Origin of the sequence: Paraburkholderia sp. FT54, from assembly GCF_031585635.1 — a bacterium.
Lineage (GTDB): Bacteria > Pseudomonadota > Gammaproteobacteria > Burkholderiales > Burkholderiaceae > Paraburkholderia.
Genome location: NZ_CP134195.1, coordinates 1,686,846 through 1,708,829, shown reverse-complemented (window position 1 = coordinate 1,708,829; position 21,984 = coordinate 1,686,846). Strand labels below are relative to the sequence as shown.

Annotated in this window: 18 protein-coding genes and 1 pseudogene; 5 read left to right on the top strand and 14 right to left on the bottom strand. The window is 60.8% G+C overall.

Going from position 1 to position 21,984, the window contains the following annotated elements; genetic code table 11:
* Positions 1–15: 15 nt before the first annotated feature.
* Positions 16–828 (bottom strand): DNA-binding response regulator, encoded by an 813-nt coding sequence (locus RI103_RS08050; protein ID WP_310814813.1) that lies wholly within the window; start codon positions 826–828, stop codon positions 16–18.
* Between the two features lie 456 nt (positions 829–1,284).
* Between RI103_RS08050 and RI103_RS08045 the strand changes: the two genes are divergently transcribed.
* Positions 1,285–2,454 (top strand): hemopexin repeat-containing protein, encoded by a 1,170-nt coding sequence (locus RI103_RS08045; RefSeq protein WP_310814812.1) that lies wholly within the window; start codon positions 1,285–1,287, stop codon positions 2,452–2,454.
* A gap of 91 nt (positions 2,455–2,545) precedes the next feature.
* Here RI103_RS08045 and RI103_RS08040 read toward each other — a convergent pair whose 3' ends face one another.
* The gene (locus RI103_RS08040) at positions 2,546–3,574 is read right to left on the bottom strand and encodes a LuxR C-terminal-related transcriptional regulator (RefSeq protein WP_310814811.1); all 1,029 of its coding nucleotides are present in this window, start codon (positions 3,572–3,574) and stop codon (positions 2,546–2,548) included.
* An 855-nt stretch (positions 3,575–4,429) separates the two neighbouring features.
* On the opposite strand from RI103_RS08040, the gene RI103_RS08035 reads away from it, so the two are divergent.
* A complete protein-coding gene (locus RI103_RS08035) occupies positions 4,430–5,200 on the top strand; it encodes a hypothetical protein (RefSeq protein ID WP_310814810.1) in 771 nt (256 codons plus the stop codon).
* Positions 5,201–5,588: 388 nt separating this feature from the next.
* Here RI103_RS08035 and RI103_RS08025 read toward each other — a convergent pair whose 3' ends face one another.
* From RI103_RS08025 to RI103_RS08005, 5 genes are all read right to left on the bottom strand, one after another.
* Positions 5,589–6,521, bottom strand: coding sequence for an FAD-binding protein (locus RI103_RS08025; RefSeq protein WP_310814808.1), 933 nt, complete (start codon positions 6,519–6,521; stop codon positions 5,589–5,591).
* A gap of 77 nt (positions 6,522–6,598) precedes the next feature.
* On the bottom strand, positions 6,599–7,348 hold the full coding sequence (locus RI103_RS08020; RefSeq protein ID WP_310814807.1) for an electron transfer flavoprotein subunit beta/FixA family protein: 750 nt from the start codon (positions 7,346–7,348) through the stop codon (positions 6,599–6,601).
* Between the two features lie 71 nt (positions 7,349–7,419).
* Complete coding sequence (locus RI103_RS08015; RefSeq protein WP_310814806.1) at positions 7,420–8,679, bottom strand: MFS transporter; 1,260 nt, start codon at positions 8,677–8,679, stop codon at positions 7,420–7,422.
* 114 nt (positions 8,680–8,793) lie between these two features.
* Complete coding sequence (locus RI103_RS08010) at positions 8,794–9,948, bottom strand: acyl-CoA dehydrogenase family protein (RefSeq protein ID WP_310814805.1); 1,155 nt, start codon at positions 9,946–9,948, stop codon at positions 8,794–8,796.
* A 51-nt stretch (positions 9,949–9,999) separates the two neighbouring features.
* A complete protein-coding gene (locus tag RI103_RS08005) occupies positions 10,000–10,842 on the bottom strand; it encodes an IclR family transcriptional regulator (protein WP_409076980.1) in 843 nt (280 codons plus the stop codon).
* A 337-nt stretch (positions 10,843–11,179) separates the two neighbouring features.
* On the opposite strand from RI103_RS08005, the gene RI103_RS08000 reads away from it, so the two are divergent.
* A complete protein-coding gene (locus RI103_RS08000) occupies positions 11,180–12,403 on the top strand; it encodes a CaiB/BaiF CoA-transferase family protein (RefSeq protein ID WP_310814803.1) in 1,224 nt (407 codons plus the stop codon).
* A gap of 172 nt (positions 12,404–12,575) precedes the next feature.
* Here RI103_RS08000 and RI103_RS07995 read toward each other — a convergent pair whose 3' ends face one another.
* The 6 genes and pseudogenes from RI103_RS07995 to RI103_RS07965 form a co-directional block, all read right to left on the bottom strand.
* On the bottom strand, positions 12,576–13,007 hold the full coding sequence (locus RI103_RS07995) for a hypothetical protein (RefSeq protein ID WP_310814802.1): 432 nt from the start codon (positions 13,005–13,007) through the stop codon (positions 12,576–12,578).
* A 318-nt stretch (positions 13,008–13,325) separates the two neighbouring features.
* On the bottom strand, positions 13,326–14,453 hold the full coding sequence (locus RI103_RS07985; protein ID WP_310814801.1) for a zinc-dependent alcohol dehydrogenase family protein: 1,128 nt from the start codon (positions 14,451–14,453) through the stop codon (positions 13,326–13,328).
* A complete protein-coding gene (locus tag RI103_RS07980) occupies positions 14,453–15,841 on the bottom strand; it encodes an acetolactate synthase large subunit (protein WP_310814800.1) in 1,389 nt (462 codons plus the stop codon). The genes RI103_RS07985 and RI103_RS07980 overlap by 1 nt, the downstream gene beginning before the upstream one ends.
* Positions 15,842–15,876: 35 nt before the next feature.
* A pseudogene (locus tag RI103_RS07975) lies at positions 15,877–16,809 on the bottom strand (CoA-transferase).
* A gap of 103 nt (positions 16,810–16,912) precedes the next feature.
* Positions 16,913–17,818, bottom strand: a complete 906-nt coding sequence (locus RI103_RS07970; RefSeq protein WP_310814799.1) for a class I SAM-dependent methyltransferase — start codon at positions 17,816–17,818, stop codon at positions 16,913–16,915.
* Complete coding sequence (locus tag RI103_RS07965) at positions 17,815–18,318, bottom strand: polyhydroxyalkanoate granule-associated phasin (RefSeq protein ID WP_310814798.1); 504 nt, start codon at positions 18,316–18,318, stop codon at positions 17,815–17,817. The genes RI103_RS07970 and RI103_RS07965 overlap by 4 nt, the downstream gene beginning before the upstream one ends.
* 986 nt (positions 18,319–19,304) lie before the next feature.
* Between RI103_RS07965 and RI103_RS07960 the strand changes: the two genes are divergently transcribed.
* A complete protein-coding gene (locus RI103_RS07960; protein ID WP_310814797.1) occupies positions 19,305–20,114 on the top strand; it encodes a transglutaminase family protein in 810 nt (269 codons plus the stop codon).
* Between the two features lie 18 nt (positions 20,115–20,132).
* Here RI103_RS07960 and RI103_RS07955 read toward each other — a convergent pair whose 3' ends face one another.
* Complete coding sequence (locus RI103_RS07955; protein WP_310814796.1) at positions 20,133–21,032, bottom strand: LysR family transcriptional regulator; 900 nt, start codon at positions 21,030–21,032, stop codon at positions 20,133–20,135.
* Positions 21,033–21,193: 161 nt separating this feature from the next.
* On the opposite strand from RI103_RS07955, the gene RI103_RS07950 reads away from it, so the two are divergent.
* Positions 21,194–21,940, top strand: coding sequence for an SDR family oxidoreductase (locus RI103_RS07950; RefSeq protein ID WP_310814795.1), 747 nt, complete (start codon positions 21,194–21,196; stop codon positions 21,938–21,940).
* Positions 21,941–21,984: the final 44 nt, after the last annotated feature.

Genomic DNA, 21,984 nt, shown 5'->3' with positions numbered 1-21,984 from the left:
GTCGTTTCGCGCGTTCTAGCCGGCGGCATACCGCCGCGTGCCTTCCTGATATGCGGCGGGGCATACGCCGAAGTGCCGCTTGAATGACCGCGTGAAATACGACAGGTCAGTGAAGCCAACCGCGTAAGCGACCTCCTTGACCAGCATGTTTTCGCGCTCCAGAAGTTCGCGAGCCCGGTTCATTCTGAAGCACAGCAGATACTGGCAGAAGCTCACGTTGTGATCCTTCCTGAATACGCGACAAAACTGTGAAGGACTGAGCCGGCAGGCGGCGGCAACAGTCTCCAGGCTTATCCGGCAAGCGAAGTGCGCGTGCAGATGCGAAATAGCCGCCAACGTACGCTTTGGAGGGCCGGGTCTATTGCACGGTTGAGAACCGCTTGACGAACTCGAAGCAGACAACGCATTGGACACGACTGCCGTGTCGCGCTCCCGCCTTATCGAGGCAATCGAGGAAAGGGTTTCGTTCAATTCCTCATGCCGCACCGGCTTGACCAGCAGATCCCACACCTTCAGACGCACCGCCCACGTTGCGACCACGATCGAATCGCGGCCCGTGATCACCAGCACGGGCAACTCGGGATGGTCGTTGCGCACCCGCATCAGGGAATCGAAAACGCGCGTATCGGGATCGTCGACCTCGAAGCATACAAACGGAGGTGCGTGAAGGCGGATGGCGCTGGATACGTGATGCAACTCCCGGACGCGGCACACCTCGTATGCATCAAGGACGGCGTTCAGCATCGACACATCGGGATCGGGCATCAGATCCACCCAGAGAAATTCACAAGCACGACTTTCGCGTTCAAGCGTCGATGTGTCCAACATGGTGTGACGTCTCCCGATGTTCCGCGAACGACGACGTCGGGTCATCGCTGCATGTGGCTAAGTCCGCGTTTCAGGCGAAGAAATGCCGGAATCGATGGGCCGCCTCATCGCGGCGCACAGCGCCAACGGCATCATTGGCCACCCCGCTGTTACGCTCACGGGACGTTTCGATCCGTGGATAGAGAATAAGATTTGGGAAGGCGGTTGCCATCGGCTAGAGGGACTACATCGAAGGTCGCATACGCCTATGCCACGAGCGCGCGGGCGGCGCGCGCGCCCGCCATCGTCCTGCGTGGTATCAGGGCGACACACCCGACGCCGCGATCGTCCTATGCAAGCGCACGATCGTCATAACTTTCCTGGCCTTGCGCATCCTACCCTTGCCGTTGACGCCAGCCTCGCGCAGGCTGGGCGTCATGACGATTCCGCGCGCATCCGCAATAGTGAGAGGGCAACATGATCACCAAGGCTTACTTTCTCTTCGATTCACAATACGTCCGCTACGATGTGGCTTCGGATGCGGTGGAAGCCGGATATCCGAAATCGATCGGCGCCAATTGGACCGGCTTCTCCGCGGCAGGATTCGGAGGCGGCATCGATGCCGCGGTGAACTCCGATTCGGGCAAGGTCTATTTCTTCAGGGGCCCGCAATTCCTGCGCTACGATATCGCCGCCAATGCGGTCGATTCCGGTTACCCTCTCGCGATCGCGGGGCATTGGCCAGGGCTCGCCGAGGCTGGCTTCGGCTCGGATATCGATGCCGCTGTGAACTGGGGCAACGGCAAGCTCTACTTCTTCAAGTCAGGTCAGTATGTTCGCTACGATCTGTCCCAGGACAGGGTGGACGACGGATACCCCGTTTCCATCGCGGACGGCTGGCCTGGGTTCAGCGCCGCGGGATTCGGCAGCGGGATCGACACGGCACTGAACTGGGGCAACGGCAAGGTCTATTTCTTCCGCGGCGGAAAGTATCTACGCTACGACGTCGCGGCCGATTCCATCGACCCGGGTTACCCCGCCGATATCGATGCGGCGTGGGGAGGGCTTGCAGCCGCGCGCGCGGGCAGTCCGATTCGCGCATCCTGGTCACGCACCGGCGCAACGGCCGGCGGCGCTGACTTCTCTTACTTGAGCGATAACTTCTTCTCACAACTCAAGGCGGTCTGCACAAGACTCAACTGCGTGCCGGAAGACCTGCTCGGCGTGATGGAGAGCGAGAGCGGCGTGCAGCCGTGGTCTCAGAACGCGAACGGCAAAGCGACGGGACTGATCCAGTTCATGCCGGAAATTCTGAAGGGGCTGGGATGGTCGGCGGGCCCGGACGCCTTCAAACTTTTGAGCGCGGAACAACAGTTGCCGTATGTGGAGAGCTTCTACCGGCCTTACATAGGCAAGCTGACTTCGCCGGGTCGGCTCTATCAGGCAACCTTTCTTCCAGCGACGCTGACCGGCACCGATGAATCGTCGATCATCGCGGCGCCCAATGGCCCGCATGCCGACGCGTTTCATTGGAATCAGACGCTCGATACGAACCGTGATGGCGTGATTACCGTCGGCGATCTTACCGCGCGCATCAACAATGTGCGCCAGGGCCAACGCTGGGCAGCGCTCGTCAGCAGACTCTGAGCGCGCTCGCCGCGGCTCACGGAAATCGACAGTGCCGCGGCGGCGCCGCGCTTTCAGCGGCGGGCGCGCGCATCGAGCCCCGCGGCCGCGGCTATGCAGGTCTGGACTTGTCGGCCTGGAGGCGGCTCGCGATCAGCTGGATCAGATAAAGGGCGAACTCCGGCTCCTGATAGTAGAGGCGGATAGCGTCGGCTGCGGAGACCGTCCTCATCTCGCAGTCGGTCTTGCATACGGCCGTGGACGTACGGCGATACCCCGGCGAGAAGAGCCCGATTTCGCCAAGCACCGTGCCCGCACCCATGTCGATGCCGAGCTCGCTCAACCTGACGGTGCCCTTCTCGATGTAGAAGAGTTCGCCGCTGGCGTCGCCCTTGCGAAACAGCACTTCGCCCGAGCGGAAGCGATGGCTTTGCATGTTGGCGAGCAGTCGGCCGACCGTGACGTGTCCGTTGATCGCCTTGTCGACCTGCGCGTCGCGGATCCTTTCCATACGCGCCGCAACGGCACTCGCTTCACCACGGCTGGAAACGTTCAGCGCCTTGAAAATGGTCGTGAGGTGCGTCTTGACTGTCGCTTCCGCGACATCGAGATGACGCGCGATCATCTTGTTGGAGCGCCCGCGGGCGAGCAGCGCGAGTACTTCGATCTGTCGCGGCGTAAGGTGCAGATGCGGGTTCGGGTATGGCAGGCCTTGCGCAGCATCGACTCCGGCAGCCGCGAGCGGCTCGTGCAGGCTCGCCGCAACCAGCGAGCGGGGCAGATAGACACCGCCCGCGAACGCGAGGCGCAACGCACTGAAAAGCAGCTCGGACGAGGCCGACTTCTCCACGCAACCCGAAACACCCGCCGCGAGCAGGTCGTCCACGTGCTGGCGTTGCGCGTCGCTCAGGAGAACGATGACGGGCGTCGTGCGAGTATGGCGGCGCGCGGCTTCCAGCTCATCGCTCGCCCGGCGCAGACAGTCGCCGTCCATGACGACGCAATCCGGCTTGCGATCGTTTGGCCAATTCGTGGTCAGGCAATTCGACGCGAGCACTTCGGCATCCTGCGCGAATCCGCGCAACAGCGCCTCGACGCCTTCGCGAAAGAGTCCCGCCGGTCCGGTGAGCAAAATGTACATGTGCACCGCGTTCAGGGCAATCGATTGTTGAAGCTCCAGCTCAAAACTGGAGCCGATATTGTTTCAGGATATCGTGATCGCGTTGCACAGTATCGTTCTTAACCGCCCAGAGCCGGAGGTTGCCAATCTCGCATTGTTCTCCTGACGATCGCCGCCTTTGGGGATCATGGTAGAAATGACGTTCTCTGTTTTGCAAATGCTTAACCTAGTTAAAATCAGACAAAAGCCCTGGGTGACCGAATTGGAACGCGATAGGAAACGCGCTCCTGAAATCCGCCATGAGCCATCTCGTCGAGGATGCTCGATGCGGGCATGTTGCAGAGCGTATCCCGGGTCGGTCTTGACGCCCTCGCGCGTCCAATGATCTACGACGTTTGAACTAGTCCTTGCGACCGGCCGGCATGAGATCCGGCGCTGCAGGCGCCGTCGCGCAACTGTTCGCGGCGCTTTCGTCCCCATGCGTCGGGAGCGTCTTTGCACGACACCCGATGTAGTTCGTCTAGCCGATAGGCACGCGCCCCCCTCAGTCCTACTCTTCAAGCGTCCCGAACGGTGCGCCAATCACGCGATCATGCGTGCCCACCGAGATCCCAAAGCGTGCCAAGGCCGGTGGCGGGCAGGCTTCAATGAACGAGTCGAATCCGTACCAGGAGACCTCATGATTTCGCCTGCCGCTTTCCATTTCGCCCTTGCAAATCGCAATAGCCACTGGCGGTGCGCGGCGTCTGCCGCGACCTGCGTAACCGCGCATTTCCCGGCTACGGGCTCTTTCGTCGCGTCGCGCGCCGAGGCGAACGACGCAGGGCAAGCGCATTTGCACGAACCCGATTTCGCTCATAGCTGCTGGAGAACGTCATGGCGGAGTTGACCTTCCCTGACGGCGTCAATCTCAGTGACGACGTCGCGACGCTGTCTGTTCTCTGGCATCGGCGCACCAATCTTTCCGGTACGGAGATGGGCTGCGTCTACGCGATCGTGAGGCGAGCGTTACGGCGCTACTATCCGTCCGAATTGCGGGCGTTGTCCGAAGACAAAGACGAACTCATCGCGCAGTTCATCTTTTATCGCGTGCTGCGACTGGGGACCAACCACATTACGCCGCACGAACCGGCGAACGGTGTGCCGATGAGCGCCTACGCCATTTGCGCATATTTCCGGCGTTACCTGATCGACTGCCTGCGTAGTGCAAGCCACCGCCACAACGTGTCAATCGAGGTCAATGGCATATCCGCCGAGCTCGATGCCCGCGCGCTCGCGCTCGACGACCCCGTCGAATCGGTTCTCGTCGAGTACGGCCTCGACGAACGGCGAACGCGGCAGGCCGCGGCCGCGTTCGTGAGCGCGCTTGCGGAGGCAGACCGGATCATCCTGGCAGGGAGCCTCGGGACCCACTGCGGCAGCAAGGGAGGGCTCAGAGGCATCGCGGATCATCATTGCCTGCCGTCCTACCACTATCACGCACAAAAGCTCGGAGTCACCTTGAAGAAGTCGGCGAATCCGGAGGACTTCGCCAGCACGAAAATTGGCAGCTGGATGAGAGATACGCTCGGCATCGAAATCATCGCCGAAAATCGGCGGGTCATTTTGATCATTCTGAATCTGCTTGCGCTGGAAGCACACGAGTGACATGCATCGTATTCCAGCTGGCAACTCCCGACGCGCCGAAACATGCAATAGATGTCGCGCGGCCGCGAAATCGCGAATTCGAGGTTTGACATGAAAACCGTTGAAGAACATTCGCTACGCTATCAGGTCGACAAATGGCTCGGGCCGACGACAACGCGACCCGTGCACGTTACGCTCTTCAGCCGGACGCGCTTGGACAGAAGGCGATATGTGTGTGTCGCATCCAGCCATTCCATCAATGCGCACGAACTCTTCTTCTTTCGACACGACGACGGCTGCTGGAGGGTGTTCCCTGCTCTGCCCTGCAAGCCGCAGATGACTGTCGAGCGTCGTGCCGCCCATTTGCCGACCTGGTGCCAGTCCTGACCTGAAGAAATTGGAGTTTGCTTCAGGTAGTCGCTACGAGATCCGGCACTATTGCAAACAGGTCTCCGACCAAGCCATAGTCCGCGACGCTGAAGATCGGCGCTTCTTCGTCCTTGTTGATCGCGACGATCACTTTGCTATCCTTCATGCCGGCCAGATGCTGGATCGCACCCGAGATACCGACTGCAATGTACAGCTGCGGCGCGACGATCTTGCCGGTCTGGCCGACCTGATAGTCGTTCGGCACGAAGCCCGCATCGACTGCTGCGCGCGATGCGCCCAGCGCTGCGTTCAGCTTGTCCGCCAGCGGTTCGAGCACCTTCGTGTAGTTCTCGCCGTTGCCCAGGCCGCGGCCACCCGAGACGATGATCTTCGCCGACGTCAGTTCCGGACGGTCCAGCTTCGTCACTTCACGGCTGACGAAAGACGAAATGCCGCTGTCGGCTGCCGCTTCGATCTTTTCTACCGTCGCGCTGCCGCCTTCGGCTGCCACGGCATCGAAACCGGTCGTGCGGACCGTGATGACCTTGATCGGGTCCTGAGACTGCACCGTTGCGATCGCGTTGCCTGCGTAGATCGGGCGCTCGAACGTATCCGGGCTGTCCACTGCCGTGATGTCGCTGATCTGCGCGACGTCCAGCTTCGCGGCGATACGCGGCGCGATGTTCTTGCCGTAAGCGGTGGCCGGCGCGAGGATGTGTGTGTAATCCTTCGCGATGTTCATCACCGTCGCTTCGATGTTTTCCGCGAGGCCGGCTTCGAGTTGCGGCGCATCGGCGAGCAACACTTTGCTAACGCCTGCGATCTTCGCTGCCGCATCCGCTGCGGCCTGTGCGTTGTGACCTGCGACCAGCACGTGAACGTCGCCACCGATCTTCTGCGCCGCTGCGATCGTGTTCAGCGTCGCGGCCTTGATCGACGCGCTGTCGTGTTCTGCTATTACCAGATTCGTCATTTGCTCTATCTCCGTGTCGACTGGAGTTAGCGCTTTGGCGCTTGCTCCAGTCCCATGCAACATGGTTGCCGTTCTACTTAAAGCACCTTGGCTTCGGTCTTCAGCTTCTCGACCAGCGTCTTCACATCCGGCACCTTCACACCGGCGGAGCGCTTCGGCGGCTCGACGACTTTCAGCGTCTTCAGGCGCGGCGTGACGTCGACACCCAGATCTTCCGGCTTGAGGACTTCCAGCGGCTTCTTCTTCGCCTTCATGATGTTCGGCAACGTCACGTAGCGCGGCTCGTTCAGGCGCAGGTCGGTGGTGATGACTGCGGGGAGCTTCAAGGACAGCGTTTCCGCGCCGCCGTCCACTTCGCGCGAAACGGTTGCCTTGCCGTCTGCCACGACAACCTTCGAGGCAAACGTGGCTTGCGGCAAATTCGCCAGCGCAGCGAGCATCTGGCCGGTCTGGTTCGAATCGTCGTCGATGGCCTGCTTGCCGAGAATGACCAGCTGCGGCTGTTCCTTGTCGACCAGCGCCTTCAGCAGCTTCGCGACAGCCAGCGGCTGCAGTTCTTCGCCCGACTCGATCAGAATCGCGCGATCCGCACCAATCGCCAGCGCCGTGCGCAGCGTTTCCTGCGATTGCATCACGCCCGCCGACACAGCGATCACTTCGGTCGCCACGCCCGCTTCTTTCAGACGCACCGCTTCTTCAACCGCGATTTCGTCGAACGGATTCATCGACATCTTCACGTTAGCAATGTCGACGCCCGTGCCGTCCGACTTGACTCGAACTTTCACGTTGTAGTCGACTACGCGCTTTACTGGCACCAGAATCTTCATAAAATCCCCAATGAACACATATGCCGCCGTCCCGCAAACTGCGCAGGTACGGCCGCGGTCAGTCGTTACGGTCACGCATTCTGCGGATCGTAGAGCTTCTCCCTGATGAAGAGCGCGGGCACAAGACCGCAAAGAAAGTACGCCCCGCCCATGACCAGAAAACCGAGACCGATCGTTCCGTTCGTTGCAAGGAATCCAATCGCGGCGGGGGCGATCGCCGCACCGGCACGTCCCAGGTTGTATGCGCCGCCGACGGCCGAGCCGCGAATGCGGGCCTCGAAACTCTCGGTCATGTAAGTCGCGTTCACGCCATACGGCATCCCGTAAAGGAGGCCGAAAAAGGTCATCAGATAGACAATGTTGCCGGGCGTGTGCCACAGCACGATAGCCGGCAGGAACACCGCGGCGCCGAATGCACCGAATGCGAACACCGCTCGCCGGCCAAACTTGTCCGCGAGCCAGCCTGCCATGACCTTTCCGAGGATCATCGCGACATAGGTGCCGACCATATAGCTCGTCATCGACGAAAAGTTCAGATGCAGTTCCTTCTCCAGGTAGGTCGGCATCCAGTTGCTGACACCGTAGTAACCAAACTGCAGCAGACCCGCTGTCAGCGACCACAACATGAACATGCGACGGTGAGCCTGATCGCCGAAGACGAGCTTCATCGTACCCGCGCTGTTTTCTTTTCCGACGGCGACGCCGCGACGACGCGCATCCCGCGAAGCAACGTAACTCTCCGGCTCGGGAACGATACGCTGCATGATCAGCGCGAGGACGACAGGAACAATCGAAATGAAGAAGAGATAACGCCAGCCGAATGCCGGCAGAATCCAGGCGGCCAGAATCGTTGCCACGACATAGCCCACTGACCATCCCGCCTGTAGCGTGCCGAGGATCGTCGAACGAAATCGGGTAGGCGAATATTCGGACATCAACGTATTGCACGCGACGTACTGTGCGCCGAGCCCAAGCGATGCAATGAAGCGAAAGGCAGCGAACTGCGAGAAGGTCTGCGTGAAGCCGAGCGCGGCCGTACCAATCGAAAATACCGCGATAGTCCAGACCACCGTTCGCACGCGGCCGAAGCGATCGCAGGCCCATCCGCCGTAGATGCCGCCGATCGCCATGCCCGCGAGCGTGATGCTGCCGAGCGCCCCCGCTTCTACATTCGAGAGTCCGAATTCGCGCTTGAGACTCGACAGGCTATAGGACAGAAACATCAGGTCTGCTCCGTCGACCATCAAGCCGAGAAAAGCAAATACAAACGCCACGATCCATACGCGATCACGGGCAATCAAGCCTTGCTGGCTAAACGAATTGACTTCCATCTACGCTCCTCCATGGGACAAACATGCCGCAAGCACTCTCTGGTGCTTTTTACGGCAAACGATTGGCGGTGATCAGTCACCGCCCACTTCACTATTTCGACACGGCGGCAGCGATCAGATACTCGCGTCGCGCATCATGTTTCGCGCAATGACAAGTTGCTGAATCTGGCTCGTGCCTTCGTAAATGCGGAACAGCCGCACATCGCGGTAAAAGCGTTCGATCGCATACTCGGAGACATATCCCGCGCCGCCGTGGATCTGCACAGCACGATCGGCGACACGGCCACACATCTCGGAAGCAAACAGCTTGCAGCACGATGCCTCCGTGGACACGTCTTCCTTGTTGTCACGGCGGCGAGCCGCATCGAGCACCATCGTACGGGCGGCGTAGAGCTCCGCCTTGCTATCGGCGAGCATGGCCTGGACAAGCTGAAATTCGCCGATCGGCTTGCCGAACTGCTGCCGCTCCATCGCGTAGTGAAGCGCATCGTCGAGCATGCGCTCGGCCGCGCCAACGCAAATCGCGGCAATGTGCAGACGCCCCTTGTCCAGTACTCTCATGGCGGTTTTGAAGCCAATTCCCTCGATACCGCCAATGAGGTTTCGCGCGGGCACCCGGCAGTTTTCGAAGATGACGTCACAGGTATGTGCGCCCTTCTGCCCCATCTTTTTGTCGATTTTCCCTAGCGATACACCGGGGACGCCTCTTTCGACGATAAATGCCGAGATGCCGCCCGCGCCTCTGACCTCGGGATCGGTGCGGGCCATGACGGTGAAGATGCCGGCTTCGGGTGCGTTCGTGATGAAGCTCTTGGTGCCGTCGATGATGTAGTGGTCACCGTCGCGCACGGCCCGCGTAGACAGCGAAGCGGCATCCGAGCCCGAGCCCGGCTCGGTCAGCGCGAACGAGGCGATGAGTTCGCCCGACGCGAGCCTCGGCAGATAGTGTTGCTTCTGTTGCGCCGTTCCGTCGATGATGATTCCCTGCGACCCGATACCAACATTGGTGCCGAACAACGAGCGAAAACATGGCGACGTCTTGCCGATTTCAAACGCCACAAGCACTTCCTCTTCCATCGTGAGCCCGAGACCGCCGTATTCCTCGGGGATGGAAAGGCCGAAAAGCCCGAGCTCGCGCATCTCGGCAACGATGGCGGCGGGAATCTGGTCTGTCTCCGCCACTTCATCCTCAGCGGGGATGAGCCGCTCGCGCACGAAGCGCGAAACTGCGCCGAGAAGGAGGATTAGCGTTTCATGGTCACGGATCATCTGTATTCCTGATTCCAGAAGGACGCTTCGTTCGAGCGTCCCATGTGTCGGTCAGCGCCGCCCTATGGCGGCACCCAGACGTTGCACAAGGTCCACGAGGCGTGGACCAATGTCGTTTTCCAGCGTATCCCGGCTCATCACGAATGCCGGGCCGCCGCAGTTAAAAGCCATGCGCGTGCCATCGGGTGCCGTGAATGGCGCGCCGACGCTTGCAATATCTTTGTCCCATTCGCCCACCGAGAGACAGAAGCCGCGTTCCTCATAGTCCTTCACTGCCTGATCGATGCCGCGCTTGATGCGCGGCCAGTCCGATTCGTCCTGAAGACGCACCTGCTCGAGCACCTCGCTGCGTTCATCCTCGGGTGCCGCCGCAAGGTACGCCCGTCCAATCGACGTCGTCGCGAGCGGCAACCGGACGCCGACGGCACGCATTACCGTAATCGGCGCGCTGCTGCGCACCCACTCGATGTAGACGATCGAGAGGCGGTCACGCACCCCGACGGCCACCGACGCGCGCGCATACTCGGCAAGTTCCTGCATGAACGGCCGCGCGACATCGCGGATGTCCAGATTCGACAGCATCGAGTAGCCAAGCGAAAGAACACCGGTCCCAAGGCTATATTTCCCGAGCGACTCCGAGTAGCGCAGATAACCCAGCTTCGCGAGCGTGCCCGCCAATCGCGCCACGGTTGCTTTTGGCAGGTTCGTGCGACGAGCCAGCTCCGACAACCCCAGATAGCGCTCCCCGGGGCCGAAGCAGCGCAACACCTCGAGTCCCCTCGCCAGCGCGGTCACGAACTGCCGATCCGAGCCCGCCTCTTCGTCGAAACGCGCAATGTCACGTTGCTCATACGGAGGGACCGATGATCCCGCCGCGTTCTTCGTCTTCGACATGGCCGCACTCTGCTCCTGCTTTCCCGAACCCTTGCTTTTGCCGAATCCTGTCATGGTGAAAATCTCCCTGTCAAACATTTTCGAAAATCGGTCCGCAAAGCGGACCATTTTGGCATGATCGTGCCATTTTTACGCAGCAAACCATATGACGCGGTACGGGCACTGTTTACATCGCCTTTTTAGGGGACATTTCGCCTGGCCGTATCGGCTATTTAACGGTGTTTACATTCCAGGCCCGGTCCGTTAATGTGCGTATCAGCTCAGATTTTATCTCATTGGTCCGCACAGCGGACCAATCGGAAACACCCGAATTACCTTCGACTTGAGGATGACGTTCATGTCCAGCGCACTTTCACACCTTCGCATTCTCGATCTGTCCCGCGTCCTGGCCGGCCCTTGGGCGAGCCAAACGCTGGCGGACCTGGGCGCTGAAGTGATCAAGATCGAACGTCCCGGCACGGGCGACGACACGCGCAGCTGGGGGCCGCCCTATCTGCACGACCATGACGGCAATGCCACTGGCGAGTCGGCCTATTTCCTGTCGGCAAATCGCGGCAAAAAATCGGTGACGCTGGACATTGCGACGCGCGAAGGACAAGCCATCATCCGCAAGCTGGCGCAGCAATGCGACGTGTTCATCGAGAACTACAAGGTCGGCGACATGGCACGCTACGGGCTTGCATACAGCGATCTGCGCGCCGTCAATCCGCGGCTCGTTTATTGCTCGATAACGGGCTTCGGACAAGACGGTCCGCTCTCGAAGATGGCCGGTTACGACTTCATCGTTCAGGCCATGGGCGGATTGATGAGCATCACCGGTGAGCGTGACGAACTGCCGGGTGGCGGCCCACAAAAGGTCGGGGTGGCGTTTGCCGACCTGATGACGGGCATGTATGCAACCGTCGGCATCCTGGCCGCACTGGCGCATCGCACCGAGACGGGCGAAGGCCAATACATCGACATGGCATTGCTCGATGTGCAGGTCGCGGCAATGGCGAATATGAACCTCAACTACCTGGTATCGGGAAAGACGCCCAAGCGCGAGGGCAATGCACACGCGAACATCGTGCCTTACCAGGTGTTCAAGGCCAAAGATGGGCAAATGGTGCTAGCGGTCGGCAACGACGGACAGTTCCGCAAATTCTGCGAGATTGCGGATTGCGCACATCTGGCAACCAATCCGAAGTTTGCGACGAATGCGGCACGCGTGATGAACCGTGAAATGCTCGTCCCGATGATTCAGGAACTCCTGATCACGCGCACGATCGAGCAGTGGGTGACGCCGCTCGCGGCCGCGGGCATACCTTGTGGACCGATCAACGACATCGCGCAGACGTTCGCACACCCACAGGTCCAATACCGCGGTATGCGGGTGGATTTGCCTCATCCGCTCGCGGGCAGCGCGCCCAGCGTGGCCAATCCGATCCGGATGTCAGCGTCGCCGATCGAGTATCGAAGCGCGCCGCCGACGCTCGGGCAGCATACCGATGACGTGCTGGTATCGCTGTGTGGGATCGATAGGGATGAACTCGGTGAGCTGAGGAAAAAAGGCGTCGTTTGAACGCGCACGTTATCTGCGGGTGCACATCAGCGAACTGGCCGTCTCGCTTCCTGATATAGGCGAACTTTTCAGAGAACGAATAGCGTGATGGTTGCGGTTATTCCATTCCGCAGTGCGTGCGCGGCGACCCGACCTACGTCATCGCTCGCTCGTGCGTTTGGGGTGCGCGTAATCAATGGTACGTCGTCACAGACGACTGCAACTTCGTCAGCACACCGTGTTTGAATCGGAACCAGCCTTGCGAGCTTTGCATCACGACTTCATCGCCTTGCCAGAACACGCGCTTGACCGTCATGCGCATACCGGAGCGTTGCACTAGCGGCGGATGGTGGCGAAAGTCGTACAGCACCGGGCCGGAATCGGTCTGGACGAGCGTGCGCGTGACGCTGTCATTTGCGTTGCCGACCTCATCGAAATGCGTGAGCGTGGCCGCGCTGAAGCGATCGAAAATTTCCTTGTCGAGCATCCCCACGAAATCGTGGTCGACACGCATAAATTGAAGGTTGCCCGCGGGCGTGGCGAGCGGGCCGGACGCATTGCTTTGCGCATGAACGCAAGTCGCGAAAGAGGTGGCTGCGAAGGCAGCGAGCAACAGTTGTCTCATGTTTCCTTCTTTAGAGTCAGCCGGCGTCTCCGACGACGGAGCATAACCGCAATCGTTCCCGTGGACACATTGTCGTCAATTTCGGCCGGCACGTCGAAGGCTTCATTTCAAGATGAACAGTCGTCACGCACGAAATGGAATTCGCGCGACAGCTAGCCGATCGCATCGTGTTCATGGACGTCGGCCGGGTTGTCGAAACGGCGACGCCGGCCAAATTTTTCGGCTCGCCGGACTCGCTGCGCGCAAGGCAGTTTCTCGCCCGCTTTCATGGACATGGCGGCAACGCTTCGGTTTGAGTCGAGTGGACCGAGTCAGGCACTATCCGAACACTACGACCTGCCGGATCGCTTTTCCTTCGTGGAGCAGATCAAAGCCATGATTGATTTCATCTAGCGTCAGGCGGCCGGTGAGTAGTTTGTCGACCGGCAGCCTGCCCTGCATATAAAGATCGATGTAATGGGGAATGTCGCGGGCAGGCACGCACGTGCCGATATAACTGCCTTTGAGTGTGCGCTCTTCAGCGACCAGACTCACTGCCGGCAGCGGCCATAGCGCGGTAGACGGCGGCAGACCTGCGGTGACGGTCGAGCCGCCGCGACGGGTGATGCGATAAGCGAGATCCAGCGCGCGAATGGCGCCTGCGAATTCGAAGGCAAACTCGACCCCGCCTGAGCTCAATACACGGATCTGCTCGACGGCGTCATCGCGGCCCGCGTTGACCGTGTGCGTGGCGCCGAGGGCGCGCGCCTGCTCCAGTTTCGCATCGGACAGGTCGACGGCGATGATCTGGCGAGCGCCAGCCGCCTGTGCGCCGATCAGGGCCGCCAGGCCCACACCGCCCAGCCCGACCACGGCAACAGACGCGCCGACACGCACTTGCGCCGTATTCACCACCGCGCCGACGCCCGTGAGCACGGCACATCCGAATAGCGCGGCTTCGTCGAGCGGCACGCCGGCGTCGATCCTGACGACCGAGCGCCGCGATACGGTCGCGTATTCCGCAAACACCGAGCAGCCAAGGTGGTGATGCAATGTCTCGCCACCGCGCGTAAGCCGACGTGCGCCGGAGAGCAGCGTGCCGGCCCCGTTCGCCGCCGCGCCCGGCTCGCACAAGGCTGGGCGGCCCTCGGCGCAAGGCGCGCAGTGGCCGCAGCTTGGCACGAATACCACCATGACATGATCGCCTATCTGAAGATCGGTAACGCCTGCCCCCAGTTCGGCGACGACGCCAGCGGCCTCGTGTCCGAGTGCCATCGGCATGGGGCGCGGCCGATCGCCGTTGATGACGGACAGGTCGGAGTGACACAAGCCCGCAGCGGCGATCTTGACAAGCACCTCATCAGGCCCCGGCGGTGCAAGCTCAACCTCGTCGATACGCAATGGACGGGAAACGGCATACGGATACGCTGCGCCCATTGTTTCCAGTACTGCTGCCTTGATCTTCATTACGCGACCTCCATGACCCGATTGCCTAGTTCCTCAACAAAGACGCGGACGTTTTCCGAGTAGTCAACCGGAACGATGACCAGTTGTACCCCGCCTTCGCCGAACGCGCTCTCCAATGCCGGAGCCAAAGCCTCCGCCGTCTCAATGCGCCTGCCCTTTGCGCCGTACGCATCCGCATATTTGACAAAATCGAGGTTACCGAAAGTCAGTCCCCAGTCAGCGAATTTGTCGACGGCCTGCTTCCAGCGAATCATTCCGTAGGCATCGTCCTGAATGATCAACACGACGAGATTGAGCTTCAGTCTCACCGCCGTCTCGAGTTCCTGCGAGTTCATCATGAATCCGCCGTCACCGCAAACAGCCATGACACGACGATCCGGATAAAGAATCGCGGCCATCATCGCCGATGGCAAGCCCGTCCCCATGGTTGCCAGCGCATTGTCGAGCAATAGCGTGTTCGCGCTGCGGGTTCTGTAGCACCGTGCGAACCAGAGTTTATACATGCCATTGTCAAGCGCAAGGATGCCGTCGGCCGGCATGATCTTCCTCACGTCGTGAACGATGCGTTGCGGAGTCAACGGAAAGCGCGATTCCTCCGCCCGTCCCAGCGTGCGTCTCAGGATATCTTCGCGCAGCGGCGCCAACGCCGCCGCGCGCGGCAGGTCTCCCTCCAGCAGATCAGCCAGGCGCCCTAGACTCAAGCCGAGGTCTCCGACCACTTCCGCGTGCGGGAAGAACACCTGTTCGACATTGGCCGGCGTATATCCGACGTGAATGACCATCGGCCCGCCGGGCCCCATGATAAAAGGCGGCTTTTCGACCGTGTCGTGGCCGATGGCGAGAATCAGGTCGGCGCGCTCGATCGCCTCGTGCAGGTAGTCACGTTCGCTTAGCGCCGCCGTTCCCATCCAGAGTTCGGACGTCTCTTCGCGACCGATTGCGGACACGGTCCCCTTACCCATTTGCGTGTTGAAGTACGGCATGCCCGTGCGCCGGATGAAGTCGGTCAACTGCCCGGCAAGACGGGGCCGGTTGCTGGCCGCGCCGAACATGACCAGCGGACGTTGGGCGCTCTTCAGCAAGGCGGCAGCCTGCTCGATTGCCGCCTGCCCGGCGACAGGAAGGTCGACCGCATGCAATGGAATCAACGGGATGCCACTGCCTACCTCCGAGGCGGCCACGTCTTCCGGCAACTCGAGATGCACCGGACCCGGCCGCTCCTGCGCAGCCACGCGGAATGCCTCGCGCACCATGGTCGGAATGCTGGCGCCGTTGACAATCTGCCGGGACGCCTTGGTGAGCGGCTTCATCGTCGCCACGATGTCGACGATCTGAAAGCGCGCCTGGCGCGCTGTCATGATGGCCTTCTGACCGGTGATCAGCACCATCGGCATCGCACCCAGCTGAGCGTAAGCCGCGCCTGTCACGCGGCGACCGCGCCGACCAGCTCAGGCACGCCGATACCCAGGTTGATCACGCCATCAAGCGGAAGTTCGAACGCACAACGTCGAGCCATCACCTTCCGCTCGTCGAGCAGCGGGCATTCGTTCGCTCCCGCCGGAATCCTGATCGCGCTGGAAAACGCCGGGTTATAGGCCGTCCCGTAAGTCTGCGGCTGCGCACTGGGCGATGCGACTACGACACGGTCGACGAAGATGCCCGGAACCACGACTGCGCGAGGGTCGAGTGTTCCGCTCGCCGCGATCCTCTCCACCTGCGCGATGACGAGTCCGTTTGAATTGTGAACTGCCATCGCGACTGCCTGCGCATCGAGCACCAGCGCTTCGCGTTCCATCGTGATATTGCCTTCCGGATCGGCCGTCGTGCCGCGAATCAGCGCGACGTTGAGCGGAAAGACCTTGTATAAAAGCCAGGTCTTGCCGTCGAGATCGATAGTGCTAACCAGATCCTCGGTTGTCCTCGCGTTGATCTTCCCTCCCGCCTAACGCGGATCGACGAAGGTGCCCAATCCCACCTGTCTGAGCGTGCCTGCCCTGTGGGCCGCGATGTCGCGATATAGATGCGACATCGTGCCAAGCGGCAGGTTGTATGCCTCGATCAGATTGTCGGTTGCCATTCGAGCGAGCTTCGGCGCTAGCGACCAATGACCGCCAATAGCGCGTTTGACCAATCCCTGGAGCGCGACGCGATTGAGTCCGCGGTCCTTGCCGTCGCCCGGCGCGGCCGCGAACACCAGCGTCAGATCGCGTGGAAAGCCGGATGACGTGAAACGCCGGGCCAAAGCCGTGATCAACTCGTCCGGCGTACCAATGCCGACAAAGCCCGAACAACAGACCGCGTCGCCATCGCGGATCAACGCAATGGCGTCGTCAGCGGTGACAATCTTGTTTTGCATAGTGCCCGCCTGAAGGAGGTGAGTTCGCAGCGCGCGTCGCCTTGGCCTCAGCAATGAAACAAATGCGCAGCCCGTTCATGCGACGTTGCGACATCGACGCCGGTCATCCCGCCCGTCCGGATAGTCGACGGTCCTTCAATTTCACATGCACGAGGAACGGCAAATGACTCTTGCCAAGCGGATGAAGGCGACAAAGGTCGGCCGCCAGCCGTGACCAGCCTCGTGGTGCGCAATACTCGAACGTGCGCAGCGCTGCGATCTCCGGCGACCAGCCATGCAGACACGTTTGTATCTCGTCGCCATTGATGCCCCACGGCATCGGCGGCAAACGGTAACGCGGCGTTGTCATGACACCCCAGTGGGTGAGTCCGGAAAACCAGCGCGGGATCGCGTCAAATGCAATCTCGGCACCCGGAAAGCGCTCGGCGATCCGGATAAACAGGCGTCTCACCGCATCTGGCTGGAGATACATGAACAGCCCTTGCGCCACGACAAAAACATCAGCGCTGGCTTTGATCCCATTTGCCCAATCCGGCTCGAAAACACTGGAAGCGATGCAGCGAAAGCGCCTCGAAGAAGGCAGGAATCGCTCGCGTAGTTCAATTGCCGGCGGCAAGTCGACCGTGAGCCAGGTCATGTGGCCGTTGTCTACACGATGAGCCTGTGTTTCAAGCCCTTCGCCCAGCGATATGACCCATCCTTTCGGATGCCGGTCGAGCCAGTCTTTCAGGAGCCGATCGATTTCCGCAGCCCGCGCGGAGAAGGAGCCAAAGGGATGGCCGAAGTGCCCCGCGAAATCATAGTCAATGGCGTTGCAGATGCGCACGCTATCGGGATCCACCAGAATCGCGTCGGCGCGGCGCGATTCGCAGGCCCGGTCGTAGAGCGTCCACAGCATCGTTTCCGATACCCCCTCCAGTTTCGAGGGAATCCGGGCTATTTCCCGATCGCTTCGTTCAGTTAACGAAGGACGAGCTTTCGCGCGCGGCCGCTCCATGGCGGCGGTCATTCCGCGCCCAGGCGTCTTGCATTCGCGGTGGCACGGCCATGAATCGGCGCGAGCATTTCCCGGACCAGAGAGGTCATCGAACCCGCCAGGTACAAGGGGTTCGAAGGAGACTGAATGACGGCCGTCAAAAAACTTGGCCGATGTTCACACCCTTGCGTGACGGGGCGTCTTGAGGCGAATGCGCCAGGCGCCGCTGACATGGCACGGATCAGGTTGCAGGTATCGCTGGTGAACTCGACGGCTAGGTTGACCAGCCCGGTGTTCATGGCCACTATCGATTCGGATGTGGCCTCGCATTTTTCAATGCCCATGATGCTGAACTCAGCCCGGTCACGCGGACTGGGCACCGGACCCGCCAATGCCATGCGCACAGTGCGCAGACGCACCACTTGCGTCGTTGCACTGAGCAGTTCACAAACCTCGGCAAAGAGACAGAACCAGCTGCTTGAGACGTCGAAGACGGGTCCATGGCGTGACGAAATAGGAGTTATGTTTTCCATATAAAGATCCACTTGGTATGGATGCCTAAAAATATTGAATTTCGCGCGAACGGGAATGTGCCGGCACGGCATTTAATGTTTGTTGAAAGGGGCAAACGCCCACGTGACCGTCGGGATTTTCGGGCCGACAGTTCAAGCGCGGCAAGGTCGGAAAAATATGAAGGGGCTCAACGCTCAACGCGCGCGTCGTAATTCAAAAGCACGGCGGCGACGCGTTCGCGTCGCTTCCCGCAGTCCCGTCATTGACCTCAGCATAAGCGGATAAATGTTGCACCGCAACACCTGTTTGAGCACCGGCTGGATGATCGTTTTGTGTGACGGACCAGGCATAGGTGTTGCGCACGGCCCCGGCTCACGGCGCATCGTCGGTTGTGGCGTCGGAAACCCGACTTTGTCGAAACCAGATTTTGCGAGAACACAGGCATTTAAGGCGAAAAGTGATTTCCTCGCGACCTTTGCCTCATCGCGAGCGGATCTGCTCGTTTATGTCCAGCCACGTGAACTCCGCGCCTTATTCGTGCGACGTCCGCGATTCGCAAATGCCAGGTACATCTGTTGCGCTGTGCATTGATAAATGACCCGGGTGGAATCGCTGCTTCCAATCTGCGGCGCTGACCCGACACAACTGAAGTGACCGAAACCCAATTCTGGCCCTGAGCATCCTGAAGCTGGCAGTCTGACAGCGCGACCGGGTGCCGAGCCTCTGGAGAGCATCATGGCATCCCGTACGATTACTCACGTTATCTGCCCATGTGGGCATCGAGGCTCGATCGTCGAGAGCAGATACGACGACGGCCGCTCGCACTGGTACCTCGCAACGCTACGCGAGTTGTCTCACAAGGGAGTGTACGACGGCCTCGACGCACTCTTTTCAGAGACGACGCCGGCGTGCCCTGCATGCGGGCGGTCGTTGGGACCCGAGCACATGGTTGCGGACGAGCATTGCGTCGCAAGCGGTGCGGTTGCTTCGTAAAAGCGGAGGGACCATGAACCTTCGCGTCGGATTCGAACTGGTCTTTTCGTGCAGCCAGCCCATCCCCATGCTACTCATGCTAAACACGCATTCCTCACACGTGGATGATGTGATTGAAGCGGATCGCCTGCAAGTCGATCCGCCGATACCCCTAACCCAGTATCACGACTCGTTCGGCAACCTTTGCAGCCGTCTGGTTACACCCTCCAGCGGCTACCTTGCGCTTTCGACGGAGGCCTTGCTCAGCGTAGCGGACCACCCCGAGGAGCCACCGCCGGAGAACTACCAGAGTCCTGTGGAGCACTTGCCTGATGAGTGCATGCAGTTTCTTCTGGGAAGCAGGTACTGTGAAACCGACCTGCTGTCGAATACGGCATGGGCGCTGTTTGGCGGCACAGCCCAAGGGCGGCCTCGCGTGCAGGCGATCTGCGACTTTGTGCATCGGCATATCGCTTTTGACTACCAGCAAGCCCGGCCGACAAGAACGGCTCACGAGGCCTATCAGGAAAGAGTCGGTGTGTGCCGGGACTACGCACATCTGGCGGTCGCGTTGTGTCGCGCGATGAACATTCCTGCGCGCTACTGTAGCGGCTATATCAGCGATGTCGGTCTGCCGCCGCCCTACGCGCCAATGGACTTTTGCGCATGGTTTGAAGCATATCTGGGTGATCGCTGGCAGACTTTCGATCCCCGGAACAACGCGCCCAGGACAGGCCGCGTGCTGATGGCGCGAGGTCGCGACGCGACCGATGTTGCACTCAGCAACGCGTTTGGGCCGGCCGTCCTCGTCAAGTTCAAGGTCGTGTGCGAGCCCGGTGGTTGACACGCGCCGGGCTTTTCCTCATGAGGCTCGTGTAGTGAACGGTGCCGAGAGTTCTTCCGCTCTCGAAAGGAACAGCTTAAGGACTGAAGAGGTGTTCGACCTGCTGTAGCCAATGACGAGATCAACCGTCGGGGCATCGCCTTCAAGGGGGCGGCTGACGACCGACCATGGCAGCAGGTTGGTCGCGTACTCCGGCATCAACGCCAGCCCACGCGTGGACGCCACGAGGGACATCGCCATTGCGAGATTGTCGACGCCGTGGTCGGGCGTGATTTCGACCCCGCTCTGTTGTAGATACCTCTCGATCACTTCGTGCAGCACCCTCGCCTTGTTCGACGCCATGATGAACGTCTCGCCCACGAGATCTTCCGGGCGGATCGCTGTTCGCGCGGTCAGCCGGTGGTCGCTAGGCATCAGCACAATGAGCTTCTCCCTGCAGACGACGCGATAGTCGAGATCGAATCCCGGTTCGGCCCGCAGAAACGCGAGGTCGAGCCGGCCACGCGCTAGCGCATCGGCGAGGTCCGGCGAATAGCTGCTCGATACGGTGACGTCGATATTCGGCAATTCATCGCGCAGAACCTGCATGGCGCGCGGCAGCCAGGTTATTTCCTCGCCGGTCTGAAAGCCCAGCGCGAAGGCCTGTTTCGCCGGCTGCGCCGCGCGGCGCGCCGCCTCGGTCGCGGCGTCGACCTGCGCAAGCGCCAGCCGCGCGTGGTCGAGAAAAGCCTTGCCCGCTGCAGTCAGTTCGACGCCGCGCGCACTGCGGCTGAACAGTTCCGCGCGGACCTCGTCTTCCAGATCGCGAATCTGCCGGCTAAGAGACGGCTGCGACGTGTGCAGACGCTGTTCGGCCGCAACCGTGAGGCTGCCCGTCTCCGCGACGGCAACGAAATACCGCAGATGTCGAAGTTCCATATGCTCCTCGCCCGCACCCGATGCCTCATAGGCATGCCCACCAGCCTACAAAGTCTTTTTGCTTTGCGCAATCGACCACTAGATTAGCGAACAAGGGGCGTCGCGGAGCCTACCGGCAAACCGCGACGAACGACGAACCCACAGCAACCAGGAGCAATCTCATGACCCACCTCACCGGAAAGACCGCGCTCGTCACGGGCGCCTCACGCGGCATCGGCCGCGCCAGTGCGCTCGCACTCGCGAAAGCAGGCGCACAGGTGCTCGTTCACTACAGCAGCGGGGAACAGGCGGCGGATGCTGTCGTCGCCGAAATCCGCGCGGCCGGCGGCAACGCCCAGAAAATCGCCGCGGATCTGCGCGACGCGGACGGCCCGCATACGCTCGCAAAACGCGTACGCGCTGTTATCGGCCATCGTCTGGACATTCTGGTGGCGAACGCCGGCATTTCAAAGGCCGCGAGCATCGAGGAAACGACCATCGAAGATTTCGACGACCTCTTTGCCGTGAATGTGCGCGCGCCCTATTTCCTCGTGCAGCAGTTACTGCCCGTGATGTGCAAAGGCAGCAGCGTCGTCCTGCTCTCGTCGCTCGCGGCGCGTGCCGCGGTCGGCAAGTTCCCCGCATACGCGGCCACCAAGGGGGCGGTCGATACACTCGTCAGGCATTTCGCTTCGGCACTTGGTGAACGCGAGATTCGCGTGAATGCAGTTGCGCCCGGCGTCGTCGAAACCGACATGTCGAACTTCACCAGGACCGACGCGGGACGCGAGGTCGCGCTCGGCATGCAGGCGTTAAAGCGCGTCGCGCAACCTGATGACATCGGCGGAACGGTTGCCTTTCTCGCCTCGGACGCAGCGCGCTGGATTACCGGTGAAACGCTGCGTGTCGACGGCGGCTCGAAACTCTAGACTCATCCGATTCGCGCCCGTTCCCAGGTTCTTCGAGATGCCGG